Below are 13,413 nucleotides of genomic sequence, written 5' to 3'. Positions count from 1 at the left end.
TCGGAGTCTAGTAACTAAAGGTCCAGTAGTAACCGCTGTGGATCTTCCAGAGCGTCCTTCACGCGGACAAGAAATGTCACCGCTTCCTTGCCATCGATAATCCGGTGATCATACGTCAGCGCCAGGTACATCATGGGGCGGATCTTGATTTCCCCTTTTACCACCATCGGCCGTTCCTGGATTTTATGCATACCAAGAACAGCGGCCTGCGGTGGATTGAGGATCGGCGATGACATCAGCGAGCCGTAAACCCCGCCATTCGTGATGGTAAAGGTACCCCCCTGAAGGTCGGGCATGCTCAATTTTCCGTCCCGAGCCTTTTTGCCAAGCTCACCAATTCCTTTTTCAACTTCGGCAAAGCTGAGTTTATCGGCATCCCGCAAAACGGGGACAACAAGGCCGGAGGACGTTCCCACCGCAATGCCCATATTGTAATAATTCTTGTAAACGAGGTAATCGCCATCAATCTCGGCATTGACCGCGGGCAATTCCTTCAATGCAGCAACACAGGCTTTGGTGAAAAAGGACATAAACCCCAGCTTCACGCCGTGTTTTTTAAGAAAGAGTTCTTTGTATTCGGTCCGAAGGTCGAGCATTGCGCCCATATCCACCTCATTATAGGTGGTGAGCATTGCTGCCGTATTCTGTGCCTCTTTCAGCCGGGAGGCGATGCTTTTGCGAAGACGGGACATTTTTACCCGTTCTTCCCGATCTTCTTCCGACCGCGGGCCAGACGGTTCAGAAGGTTTAGCCTCAGGAGCCGGTGTGGACGGTTTGTCCGATGTCGCCGGGGCTGCCGAGCTTCCGCCGTTATCAAGCGCTTCGAGCACATCCCCCTTGGTTATCCGGCCATCCTTGCCGGTCCCCTTTAGTTTGCTTACATCCAAGTTATTCTCATCGATCAGCTTCTGTGCCGCGGGAAGCGCGTTAACATCGGATTTAGTGGATTCGGGCTTGTCCTCCGTTTTTTCCGCAGGCAGCGCAACGGCAGGTTCTGCCGGTTTGGCTTCTTCCGTCTTCGTGGCTGCAGGCTCGGCTTCCTTACCCGATGCCCCCGCCGCGATTTGCCCAAGCAGGGCACCGACTTCGACATCTTCTCCTTCAGCAACGATGATCTCGTCAAGCCGTCCAGCTTCGGTCGCGTTTACTTCAAGCGTGACTTTGTCTGTTTCCAGCTCGACAATAGGCTCATCCTTGGCAACCGCGTCACCCACTTTTTTAAACCATTGGCCAACCGTTGCTTCAGTTACAGATTCCCCAAGTATGGGCACGCGAATTTCTATCGCCATCTTGACTTTCCTATTCAGATTTGACGCCGAGGGCGTCATCTACCAATGCATTTTGCTGTAGGTTATGTTTTTTCAGGACGCCTGTCGCCGTTGCCGCCGATTCCTTGCGGCCAGCGTAGCGCGCGCGCTTTACTTTTTTCATCTTCAAATCTTCGAAGGTCTTTTGCAGATGCGGTTCAACATAACTCCAGGCTCCCATATTGCGGGGTTCCTCCTGACACCAGACAACTTCTTCCACATGCCGCAGGTTTTCCATTTCCTGCTCTAGCGCCTGATAAGGGAACGGATATAACTGTTCAAGGCGCAGGAAGTATGTGTCCTTGATTTTCAATTCTTCGCGGCGCGCGTGAAGATCGTAATAAACTTTACCCGAACAAAGGACAACGCGCTTGATTTCCTTGTCGGGGCAAAGCTTTTCGTTATCATAAAGCACGCGATGAAACGCCGAGTCCGGCCCCATGTCTTCCAATGTGGACACCGCGAGCTTATGACGGAGCAATGATTTTGGGGTCATGACAACAAGCGGTTTGCGGAATTTCCGGTGAATTTGACGGCGCAATGCATGAAAATAATTGGCGGGCGTCGTACAGTTGACGATCTGCCAGTTGTCTTCCGCCGACATTTGCAAGAACCGTTCAAGACGGGCAGAGGAATGTTCGGGCCCCTGTCCTTCATATCCATGAGGCAACAACATCACAAGACCACTCATCCTCAGCCATTTTGCCTCGCCACTGGAAATAAACTGGTCAAACATGACCTGAGCGCCATTGGCAAAATCACCAAACTGAGCCTCCCACAGCACGAGCGCGTTCGGTTCCGCAAGGGTATAGCCATATTCATAGCCCAGCACTGCCGCCTCTGACAACAGGCTGTCGATGACCTCATAATGTGCCTGTTCGCTACTCAGGTTATTCAGGGGGATATACCGATCCTCAGTCACCTGATCGACGATGACGGAATGGCGTTGGGAGAAGGTTCCACGTCCAGAATCCTGTCCGGATAACCGGACCGGTACTTTTTCGTTCAACAGCGAGCCGAACGCGAGAGCCTCGGCTGTTGCCCAGTCAATACCTTTCCCGGTTTCGAACATCTTTTTCTTGGCTTTCAGAACCCGCTGGAGCGTCCGGTGAACATTATGCTCCGGCGGAATCTCAGAGAGTTTCTTTCCGATGGCCTTCAGCTCTTCGATCGGGACCGCCGTTGTACCTCGCCGTGCGCCCTCATCGGCGCGCTCGAAGCCCAACCAGCGACCTTCGAACCAGTCCGCCTTGTTTGGCCTGAAGGTGTTGGCCGTTTCAAACTGCTTTTCCAGATAATCCTTGAATTCAGAAATCCAACCTTCCACATCCTTTTCCGTCGCCACGCCTTCCGCAATCAGCTTTTTGGCGTAAATCTGCATGGCGGTCGGATGCTCTGCAATCGTCCGGTACATCAACGGCTGTGTAAAGGCCGGTTCGTCGCCTTCATTATGTCCGTGCCGACGATAGCAGAACATATCAATGACGACATCAATCTGGAACAGCTGCCGGAATTCCGTTGCGATCTTGGCGACGTGGCAAACCGCTTCCGGATCATCCCCGTTGACATGGAAAATTGGAGCTTGGACCATTTTGCCGACATCAGAAGGATAGGGGCTTGAGCGGGAATATTTCGGGCTGGTTGTAAAGCCGATTTGATTGTTGACAACGAAATGAATGGTACCGGAGGTCCGGTACCCCTTCAGTTCAGACAACCCGAAGCATTCGGCGACAATTCCCTGTCCGGCAAAGGCGGCATCGCCATGCATGAGGAGCGGCATCACACGGGTACCGACATCCTGACCGATTTGCGCCTGTTTCGCGCGGGCCTTACCCAGAACCACGGGATTAACCGCCTCCAGATGAGACGGGTTGGCGGTCAGGGACATATGAACCTTGTTTCCATCAAATTCACGATCGGAGGAGGTGCCAAGATGATATTTTACATCTCCTGAGCCCTCAACGTCTTCGGGATTGGCCGGAGTCCCCTGAAATTCCGAAAACACGGCGCGGAAAGGTTTCGCCATCACATTCGTCAGCACATTCAGCCGGCCGCGATGTGGCATGCCAAGGACAATTTCCTGGACACCCAGTTGACCGCCCCGTTTGATTATTCCCTCCATCGCGGGAATAAGCGCTTCCGCGCCATCAAGGCCAAAACGTTTTGTGCCGGTATATTTGACATTGAGAAAATGCTCGAAGCCTTCGGCCTCGATCAGCTTGCGCAGGATGGCAACCTTGCCCTCGGAGGTGAATGAAATTTCCTTATGCCGGCCTTCGATCCGCTCCTGTATCCAGGCTTTCTGATCTGGCTCCTGAATATGCATGAACTCAACGCCAATGGTCGAGCAATAGGTCCGCTTGACGATTGCCAATATCTCACGAATACTGCCTGTCTCCAGACCCAGAACGTTATCGAGAAAGATTTGCCGATCCCAGTCCGCTTCCATGAAACCATAGGTCGTGGGGTTCAGTTCTGGATGCTCTTTTGGAATTTCGAGTCCCAGCGGATCAAGGTTGGCTTTCAAATGCCCCCGGACGCGATAGGATCGTATCAACATCAGCGCGCGAATTGTATCAACCGCCGCCGCCCTGACACTCTCTTGCGAGGCGCCGATTTCAACTGCCTTTTCAGAGGCCTTATTCGCCGCATCTCCGAGAATTTCATATTCATCCTCGGGGTCAAAGCCGTTTATTGGCGTCCAGGGGGCACCGCGACCTTCCGCGAGAACCGTTTCGGCATCATCCCCCAACGACTGAAAATATTGTTGCCAACTTGTATCGACCGAGGCGGGGTCATCAAGAAAGCGTGCGTAGAGATTCTCAATAAATCCGGCGTTGGAACCAAAGAGAAAGGAAGAGTTATCCAGTTGTTGAGCCATTTGAACAGGCGGGGTTTCCCCCGCCTCCTTTAAAATATATATTAAATTCCCGGCCTAACCTATCTCATCAGCCTTTCAAAACCCTTACCAAAGTTGATCCCAAGGCAGATGGACTGTCAGAAACGGTTATCCCGGCGCTTCGCATCGCTTCTATTTTATCTTCGGCCCCGCCTTTACCACCCGATATAATGGCACCGGCATGACCCATGCGCCGACCTGGAGGCGCCGTAACACCGGCAATAAAACCAACAACCGACTTCTTCGTTCCCGATGACTTCAGAAATTCAGCTGCTTCTTCCTCTGCGGAACCGCCAATCTCGCCAATCATGATAATCGACTCGGTCTCGTCATCGCCGAGAAAAAGTTCAAGGCAGTCAATAAAGCTGGTACCGTTCACCGGATCACCACCAATACCGATACAGGTCGACTGCCCAAGGCCAGCCGCCGTTGTCTGCGCCACTGCTTCATAGGTAAGCGTACCTGAGCGCGATACAATACCAACATTGCCGCGGCGATGAATATGCCCGGGCATAATCCCGATCTTGCATTCATCCGGGGTTATGACGCCCGGACAATTCGGCCCTATCAGCCGTGATTTACTGTTTCTCAGCGCCCTTTTTACCCGCACCATATCGAGAACCGGTATGCCCTCTGTGATACAGACGATCAGCTCTATTTCGGCATCTACCGCCTCCAGGATGGCATCAGCCGCGAAGGGTGGCGGTACATAGATAACACTGGCATTGGCACCGGTTCTGTGAACTGCTTCGTCGACCGTATTGAAAATCGGTAAATCAAGATGGGTTTCCCCGCCTTTTCCAGGTGTCACCCCGCCAACCATTTTGGTGCCATAGGCAATTGCCTGTTCTGAATGAAATGTCCCCTGAGAACCGGTGAAGCCCTGACAGATGACCTTGGTGTCCTTATTAACGAGAACGGCCATTACGCTGCCTCCTTCACTGCTTTAACAATTTTTTCCGCTGCATCCCCGAGATCGTCCGCAGACAGAATGGGAAGACCGGAGTCCGCAAGAATTTTCTTGCCAAGATCGACATTTGTTCCTTCCAGCCGTACCACCAACGGAACGCTCAACGCGACCTCCCGTCCCGCAACGATGATACCCTCGGCAATCACATCACAGCGCATGATACCGCCAAAGATATTTACCAGAATGCCTTCGACATTTTCGTCTTTCAGAATAATCTTGAAAGCTTCGGTCACCTTCTCCTTGGTCGCGCCTCCGCCGACATCAAGAAAGTTTGCCGGCGTTCCGCCATTCAGCTGAATGATATCCATGGTTGCCATCGCAAGGCCTGCGCCATTGACCATGCAGCCGATATTTCCATCAAGCTTGATATAGTTGAGATCATATTGAGCGGCTTCAAGCTCTGCCGGATCCTCTTCGTCCGGATCGCGAAGCTCGGCAATATCCTTGTGTCGGAACAACGCATTGTCGTCAAAGTTCATTTTCGCGTCCAACGCGATAATGGTACCGCTGCTTGTCACCACCAGTGGGTTGATCTCGACAAGGCTGGCGTCCGTATCAATGATCGCCTTGTAAAGCGCAAGGATGAATTTTACCGCGGATCCTACCTGCTTGCCTTCCAGTCCAAGGCCGAAAGCGATCTTGCGGGCATGAAAGGGCATAATGCCAGTTGCTGGATCAATACTGACCATGTGAATTTTTTCCGGCGTTTTCTCCGCCACTTCCTCGATTTCCATGCCGCCTTCCGTAGAGGCCATGAATGTCACGCAATCGTTCGCCCGGTCGATAATAGCGCCAAGATAAAGTTCCCGGGCAATATCGCATCCCTCCTCGATATAGACCCGCTTGACTTCCTTTCCTTCGGGACCCGTCTGGTGTGTCACCAGTTGCATACCGATCATGGACTTGGCCGTTTCCGTAACCTCGTCGATGGATTTTACAACCTTCACGCCGCCTCCCTTGCCACGCCCACCGGCGTGAATTTGGGCTTTCACGACCCAGACAGGGCCGCCGAGGTCATGGGCAACAGTTGTTGCCTCATCAGAGGTATAGGCGACACCACCTTTTGGCACAGTCACGCCGTATTTTGCGAGTAGGCTCTTCGCCTGATATTCATGTATGTTCATAGTTTTCCGTTATCATTTATTTTAATTTTTCGGTTACCAATCGCCGGATATTTCAATGCCACGGTATAGCACCAGAAAAAAGGGCACAACCGCTATTGTCGCGCCCTTTTTCTTTAGGGGATTATTTTGCCAGACTTGGATCAAGTCCGATACATGCTTCGACAAGCCCTTTTACTGCATTTACCGAATTGTCAAACATGGCTTTTTCATCGGGGTTCATGTCAATTTCGACGATGCGTTCAATACCGCCTTCGCCAATAACAGTCGGCACACCGACATACATGCCATCCAGACCATAAGGGCCATCCACATAGGCCGCACAGGGTAGCACACGCTTCTTGTCCTTCAGGTAGGCCTCCGCCATGGTGATTGCGCTTGACGCCGGAGCATAGAACGCGGAGCCGGTTTTCAGCAGCGCGACAACCTCAGCGCCGCCGTTTCGGGTGCGGTCCACGATCGCATCGATTTTTTCCTGAGTAGTCCAGCCCATTTTAATCAGGTCAGGAACCGGAATGCCGGCGACCGTTGAGTAGCGAATGAGCGGGACCATGCTGTCCCCGTGCCCACCAAGAACAAATGCCGTGACATCCTCGACGGAAACGTTGAATTCTTCAGCCAGGAATAGACGGAACCGGGCGCTGTCAAGAACACCGGCCATGCCGACAACCTTGTTATGCGGAAGCCCGCATTTTTCGCGCAAAACCCAGACCATGGCATCGAGCGGGTTGGTGATACAGATAACGAAGGCGTTCGGCGCGTATTTCTTGATCCCTTCACCGACCGACTGCATGACCTTGATGTTTGTCCCCAGAAGATCATCACGGCTCATGCCGGGCTTGCGGGCAATACCGGCGGTCACGATACAGACGTCGGCCCCTTCGATAGCACTGTAATCATTCGCGCCCTGAATATTGGCATTAAAGCGTTCAACCGGTGAAGAAGAAGCGATATCGAGGGACTTTCCCTGCGGCAATCCGTCAACAATGTCAAAAAGAATAACATCGCCCAGTTCCTTGAGCCCAGCCAGATGAGCAAGGGTGCCGCCGATATTTCCGCCGCCGATTAACGCAATTTTTTTGCGAGCCATTTCTTTCTCCGCATTCATCAATTAAGTGGGAGGGCTCTCTGAGAAGACAGAAAGTCCTCTGTTGAATATTCTCGATGCGGTACTAAACCGTTTCGAGACGAAGAGCAAGATAAGCAAGTGAATTTATTCATATTTTTCCAAAATTGAGAAATTATGGTTTGGGATTTTGAAAATTACCCGGTTTATCGGCTATTTTTCGCCTGCTATTTGCCAATATTACGCGAAACCAGCAGAATTCCGGCTTTTAAAAATGAATCAAAAAGCGCCTTTGTCCGTTGCCAGAGGACGCTCATATCTATACAGATCAATATCAAACTCACACCTTATTTTCATATCGGATTCAACAGCTCCCACAATTTCATGACAGATTTGACCGGCCCGCTTGAGGCATATAGAAAATTGCTGGCAAGTCATGCCCTGCAACATGATCCCATGCAGCTTCTTGCCGTGGAAAAGTTGCAGACCCTACATCGGCGACTGATGCGTTACGATCCAGGAACGAGTGCCAAATGGACCGATATTTTCCGGCTTGGCCCTCGCAGACCCCGGGTGGAACCGCCACAGGGTATCTATTTATATGGAGATGTCGGACGCGGAAAATCGATGTTGATGGATCTGTTTTTTGAAACTGCTCCTATCGAACGGAAGCGGCGTGTGCATTTTCACGCCTTTATGCTGGAGGTGCATGATTTCATCCACAGCTGGCGACAACGCGAGGATAAAAACGGGGATGATCCAATTGCCGCTGTCGCCGACATGATCTTCGAGAATGCCTGGTTGCTTTGCTTTGACGAATTTCAGGTTACCGACGTCGCCGATGCAATGGTACTGGGTCGCCTGTTCGAGTTTCTGTTCAATAAAGGCCTTGTCGTGGTCGCCACCTCGAACCGGGTCCCGGACGATCTCTATAAAGACGGTCTAAACCGGCAATTATTTCTGCCCTTTATTGCTATGCTGAAAGAACAGCTGGATGTATTGCACTTGAAGGGAGGAACGGATTATCGCCTTGACCGGCTCGCGCAAAATCCGGGTTACTTCACCCCGCTGGACACTGCGGCAAAGGCGAAGATGAACCAGGTTTTTAATGAGCTGACCGAAGGTTCGCAAGTACATTCTACTTCCCTTAAGACGAAAGGCAGAACACTAGAGGTGCATCAATGCGCGCGCGGCACAGCACGCTTCACTTTCGAGGAACTATGCAGCCGTCCTCTCGGCGCAGCTGATTATCTTACTCTGACGGAGCATTTCCACACACTGCTGCTTGAGGACGTCCCGGCACTTTCTCCTGCGCGGCGGAACGAATCCAAACGGTTTGTTACACTGATTGATATCCTCTATGAGGCGCGCACCAATCTTATTATTTCCGCTGAGAAAGAGGCCGATCAGCTCTATACCGCAGGAGACGGAAAATTCGAGTTCGCCCGCACCGTTTCCAGGCTTATGGAAATGCGCTCTGAGGAATATCTGAAAGATCACAGGAAACACACCACGTAATCCGTGTATCCCTTCCCGCAATGAAGCTCTATAATCCAGCTGTCGGCATAAAATAAAAAGGGGAGAGCTCAATGACTGAAACTGCGTTCCCGGATATGACAGAGATTCAAAAGCGTTTGGTCATCGAGCGGGATGCTCCTGAAGCAATTGCCCAAATTATAACTTCAGAGCCCAACCCCCGTATATTTGTTTCGATTTCCCGCTCGCTCGCAAAAAATTCTCCAATCACAAAGGACCTGCAAAGCAGGCTGAGAACCAAAATCGTGGGGGTCGGAAGCATACTCCGCGAACATACGCCTTATGACAAGGTCTTCGAATTGGCACGGGAAATCTCCCGCCTCAAGGCTACCCATCTCCTTTCTATCGGCGGGGGAAGCGTTATTGATGGCGGAAAGATTGCGCTGCTTGTCGCCAATCTCAAAATAAAAGACGCGGAAGAACTTGAAGCGATTAATTATGGATCCGGAAAGGATCTCGGCATTACCTCATGGCCAATCCAGCACATTGCGGTCCCAACTACACTCTCTGGTGCCGAATTCACTCCGATTGCTGGCGCGACCAGCAGTATCACGGGCCGCAAAACGGGCTTTGCCCACACCGCGCTCGTCCCCGATTATATAGTGCTAAGCTCCGCACTCAGTAAATATACACCCGAGCGGCTCTGGCTTTCCACTGGCATTCGCGCCGTCGATCATGCAGTAGAGACAATCTGCGTGCCAGGCGTTGACATTGAGAGTGCCGATTTCTGCGCGAAAGGCCTGAAGATGCTTTATCAGGGAATGACGGCGACGCGGCAGAACCCGGAGGACCTGCCCCCTAGGGAAACCAGCCAGTTAGGGGTCTATTACGCGACGGCAGGCATATCCCGATATCGAATGGGGGCAAGTCACGGACTTGGATATCTACTCGGCGTCATTGGTCACGTGCCACATGGGATAACGTCCTGTGTGTTTCTGCCCGCGGTCGTCACCTACAACCTCCCGGAAACAAAAGAGGCGCAACAACAGATTGCGAAAGTGCTCGATCTTCAAACAGCCGAAGAAGTTGGCCCCGCATTACGGGACTTCATTGGCAGGCTTGGATTGCCGAACAGGCTGAGCGCTCTTGATATTTCCACCGAGACGCTTGATGAAATCAAATCCGGGGCCTTGACCCATCCGGTCGTTCAGGCAAATCCGAAGCCGATAAAGACAATTGAGGATGTGACGCAAATCTTCAATTTTTCAGGTTGAAATTAACGCTGCTACCGGCGCTCACTCTGTTCCCATAAATTACCAATGGCGGCTTGAACCGCGGCCTGATCCTCCGCCGTTTTGTTCTGGCCGAGTTTGGCCTTGCCCTCAATCCGGCTCACAGGAATTTCAAAGGCGATAATGCCGCGCATCAGGCCGGTCAGCCGTTTCCGATCCAGTTGGGCCGGACTCCAGGGATTTGGCATTTCCCGCTCGTTTTCAGCCGTCAATCGTTCCAGCAACGCGCGAACGTCTTCCATATCCTCAATGATTTCAGGTGTGCCATAGGCATGGACCGCCACATAATTCCATGTCGGTACGTTAATGTCGGTCGCATAGTAACTGGGGGAGATGTAGCTGTGAGGCCCTTGAAAAATCGTCAGCGCCTCACTCTTCTCAAGCAATTTCCCATGGGGATTGGCTCGGGCCATATGGGCGATCAGCGTCCCGTTCTCTCCGCGCGTTTTGTCATAGGAGAAAGGCAAATGCGTAGCGATCAGCGCGCCATCGTCCCCAGTCGAGACAAGGGTCGCAAAACTGGCCGCGGGCAGAAGTCTAACTAGGGTTTCCTTACCCGGAACCGAAAAATGGGGAGGGACATACATTGGTTAATTCCATAAAAAAGGCCACTTCATTGAGCGGCCTTACTTTATCTTCAAACTGGCGGCTTTCCAGCACCAATTTTCCTAACCCGACAGAGCCAGTTATCGGCGTTCCACCATCAGTTTCTTGATCTCGGCAATTGCCTTGGCCGGATTGAGGCCCTTGGGACAGGTATTCGTGCAATTCATAATCGTATGGCACCGATAAAGCCGGAAGGGATCTTCGAGGTTATCAAGCCGCTCGCCGGTATGCTCATCGCGGCTGTCAATAATCCAGCGATAGGCCTGTAGCAGGACAGCTGGCCCCAGGAACCGGTCGGAATTCCACCAATAGCTCGGGCAAGAGGTCGAACAACAAGCACAGAGAATACATTCATAAAGCCCGTCGAGCTTCTCCCGATCCTCTTTCGATTGCAGCCGTTCCTTTGACGGGGACGGCGTTTCCGCCTGCAGCCAAGGCTTGATCGAGGCATATTGCGCATAGAAATTGGTGAGGTCCGGCACGAGGTCCTTCACTACTGGCTGATGCGGCAACGGATAGATATTGATCGCGCCATCAATCTCGTCCATGCCCGTTGTGCAGGCCAATGTGTTGGTGCCGTTGATATTCATGGCGCAGGAGCCGCAAATCCCTTCGCGGCAGGAACGGCGGAACGTCAGGGTCGGGTCGATCTCGTTCTTGATCTTGATCAGCCCGTCCAGAATCATCGGGCCGCAGGTATCGAGATCCACCTGATACGTGTCAATGGCAGGGTTCTTGTCGTCATCGGGAGTCCAGCGATAAACATTGAACGCCTTGAGGTTTGTGGCCCCGTCCGGTTTGGGATGTGTCTTGCCCGTGCCGACCTTGGAGTTTTTAGGTAATGTCAATTCAGCCATTTTGTCGTCCTCACACGCCTAATATACGCGCGTTTTTGGTGTGATATAGTCTATCTCGTCCGTAAGCGTGTAATCATGAACCGGGCGATAATCCAGTTTCACACCCGCCTCATCACTATGGTAGGAGAGTGTATGCTTCATCCAGTTTTTATCGTCGCGATCCGGGAAATCCTCATGAGCATGGGCCCCGCGGCTTTCTTTCCGGTTTTCCGCAGCGGTCATCGATACAATCGCCTGACGGATCAGATTATCAAGCTCCAGCGTTTCAACGAGATCGGAATTCCAGACAAGCGAGCGATCCGTTGTCTTGATATCCGCCATCTGATCCCAGACCTTGTTGATCTTGCCAACGCCTTCCTTCAGGGTTTTACTGGTACGGAAGACCGCACAGTCGTCCTGCATGACGCGCTGCATATTATCGCGAATGGCCGCTGTTGAGCTTCCGCCCTTGGCATAACGGAAGGCGTCAAGACGGGCAAGCGCGGCATCACAGGCATCTGTCGGCAAGGGCGCATGCGATTGGCCTGGCTTCACGATTTCCTTGGCCCGGAGTGCCGCAGCCCGGCCAAAGACCACAAGGTCAATCAGCGAATTGGAGCCAAGTCGGTTGGCCCCGTGAACCGAGACGCAGGCAGCCTCTCCCACTGCCATCAGGCCCGGTACGATACTATCCGGATTGCCGTCTTTCAGGTTAACAACCTCGGCATGGTAGTTTGTCGGTATACCACCCATATTGTAATGCACCGTCGGCAGAACCGGGATCGGTTCCTTATGCACATCGACGCCAGCAAAAATGCGGGCACTTTCCGAAATGCCGGGCAGGCGCTCGTCAATCATTGCCGGATCAAGATGGTCGAGATGCAGGAAGATATGATCCTTGCGATCACCGACGCCGCGACCTTCGCGGATTTCAATGGTCATGGAGCGGCTAACGACATCGCGGCTGGCTAGATCCTTGGCATGAGGGGCATAGCGTTCCATGAAACGTTCACCTTCGCCATTCACGAGGAAGCCGCCTTCACCGCGAACCCCTTCCGTGATCAGGCAACCGGCGCCATAAATGCCGGTCGGGTGAAACTGGATGAACTCCATGTCCTGAAGCGGTAATCCGGCGCGAAGAACCATGCCGCCACCATCCCCTGTGCAGGTATGGGCAGAGGTACAGGAGAAGAACGCCCGGCCATAACCGCCCGTTGCCAGCACAACCAGATGCGAACGGAATAGATGCAGTGTCCCGTCTTCAAGACAAAGACAGAGGACACCCTTACAGGAGCCATCCTTGTCCATAATGAGATCGAGGGCAAAATATTCAACGAAAAACTCGGTATCATGCTTAAGCGACTGACTGTAGAGCGTATGTAGCATAGCATGGCCTGTCCGGTCAGCGGCGGCACAGGTACGCTGCGCGGCCGGCCCTTCGCCAAACTGGGTGGTCATGCCACCAAAGGCGCGCTGGTAAATCTTGCCTTCCTCGGTGCGGCTGAACGGCATGCCGAACTGTTCCAGTTCCAGCACCGCCGCCGGGGCTTCCCGGCACATATATTCAATAGCATCCTGATCGCCGAGCCAGTCAGAGCCCTTCACTGTGTCATACATATGCCATTGCCAGTTATCCTCGCCCATATTGCCGAGAGACGCGGAAATGCCCCCTTGTGCGGCAACCGTATGACTGCGGGTCGGAAAGACCTTGGTGATTGCTGCCGTTTTCAGACCGGCTGCCGCCATGCCCATGGTCGCGCGCAAGCCCGCGCCCCCGGCACCGACAACAACAACGTCATATTTATGTTCTGTGATTGGGTAGGCTTCTGACATAGTTTTT

Annotated in this window: 10 protein-coding genes; 2 read left to right on the top strand and 8 right to left on the bottom strand. The window is 52.7% G+C overall.

Annotated elements, in window-relative coordinates:
* Positions 1-14 precede the first annotated feature (14 nt).
* The 5 genes from odhB to mdh all read right to left on the bottom strand — a co-directional run bounded on the left by odhB (position 15) and on the right by mdh (position 7,387).
* On the bottom strand, positions 15-1,289 hold the full coding sequence (gene odhB / locus ACESNI_RS01500; protein WP_373084300.1) for a 2-oxoglutarate dehydrogenase complex dihydrolipoyllysine-residue succinyltransferase: 1,275 nt from the start codon (positions 1,287-1,289) through the stop codon (positions 15-17).
* A gap of 10 nt (positions 1,290-1,299) precedes the next feature.
* A complete protein-coding gene (locus ACESNI_RS01495) occupies positions 1,300-4,188 on the bottom strand; it encodes a 2-oxoglutarate dehydrogenase E1 component (RefSeq protein ID WP_373084298.1) in 2,889 nt (962 codons plus the stop codon).
* A gap of 67 nt (positions 4,189-4,255) precedes the next feature.
* Positions 4,256-5,131 (bottom strand): succinate--CoA ligase subunit alpha, encoded by an 876-nt coding sequence (sucD, locus tag ACESNI_RS01490; protein ID WP_373084296.1) that lies wholly within the window; start codon positions 5,129-5,131, stop codon positions 4,256-4,258.
* Positions 5,131-6,300 carry an ADP-forming succinate--CoA ligase subunit beta gene (gene sucC, locus ACESNI_RS01485; protein WP_373084294.1) on the bottom strand — a complete coding sequence of 390 codons (1,170 nt, stop codon included), beginning with the start codon at positions 6,298-6,300 and terminating at the stop codon, positions 5,131-5,133. The genes sucD and sucC overlap by 1 nt, the downstream gene beginning before the upstream one ends.
* 121 nt (positions 6,301-6,421) lie before the next feature.
* Positions 6,422-7,387 carry a malate dehydrogenase gene (gene mdh, locus ACESNI_RS01480; RefSeq protein ID WP_373084292.1) on the bottom strand — a complete coding sequence of 322 codons (966 nt, stop codon included), beginning with the start codon at positions 7,385-7,387 and terminating at the stop codon, positions 6,422-6,424.
* Between the two features lie 360 nt (positions 7,388-7,747).
* On the opposite strand from mdh, the gene zapE reads away from it, so the two are divergent.
* Together zapE and ACESNI_RS01470 are read left to right on the top strand one after the other, a co-directional pair.
* The gene (gene zapE / locus ACESNI_RS01475; protein ID WP_373084290.1) at positions 7,748-8,881 is read left to right on the top strand and encodes a cell division protein ZapE; all 1,134 of its coding nucleotides are present in this window, start codon (positions 7,748-7,750) and stop codon (positions 8,879-8,881) included.
* Positions 8,882-8,952: 71 nt separating this feature from the next.
* On the top strand, positions 8,953-10,113 hold the full coding sequence (locus ACESNI_RS01470; RefSeq protein ID WP_373084288.1) for an iron-containing alcohol dehydrogenase: 1,161 nt from the start codon (positions 8,953-8,955) through the stop codon (positions 10,111-10,113).
* An 11-nt stretch (positions 10,114-10,124) separates the two neighbouring features.
* Here the strand turns inward: ACESNI_RS01470 and ACESNI_RS01465 are convergent, their stop codons facing one another.
* From ACESNI_RS01465 to sdhA, 3 genes are all read right to left on the bottom strand, one after another.
* A complete protein-coding gene (locus ACESNI_RS01465) occupies positions 10,125-10,718 on the bottom strand; it encodes an FMN-binding negative transcriptional regulator (protein ID WP_373084286.1) in 594 nt (197 codons plus the stop codon).
* A 99-nt stretch (positions 10,719-10,817) separates the two neighbouring features.
* On the bottom strand, positions 10,818-11,594 hold the full coding sequence (locus ACESNI_RS01460) for a succinate dehydrogenase iron-sulfur subunit (protein ID WP_373084283.1): 777 nt from the start codon (positions 11,592-11,594) through the stop codon (positions 10,818-10,820).
* A gap of 18 nt (positions 11,595-11,612) precedes the next feature.
* Positions 11,613-13,406 (bottom strand): succinate dehydrogenase flavoprotein subunit, encoded by a 1,794-nt coding sequence (sdhA, locus tag ACESNI_RS01455; protein ID WP_373084280.1) that lies wholly within the window; start codon positions 13,404-13,406, stop codon positions 11,613-11,615.
* Between the last annotated feature and the right edge of the window lie 7 nt (positions 13,407-13,413).

The organism is Sneathiella sp. (assembly GCF_041689005.1).
GTDB lineage: Bacteria > Pseudomonadota > Alphaproteobacteria > Sneathiellales > Sneathiellaceae > Sneathiella.
This window is presented reverse-complemented; position numbering and strand designations above follow the sequence as displayed.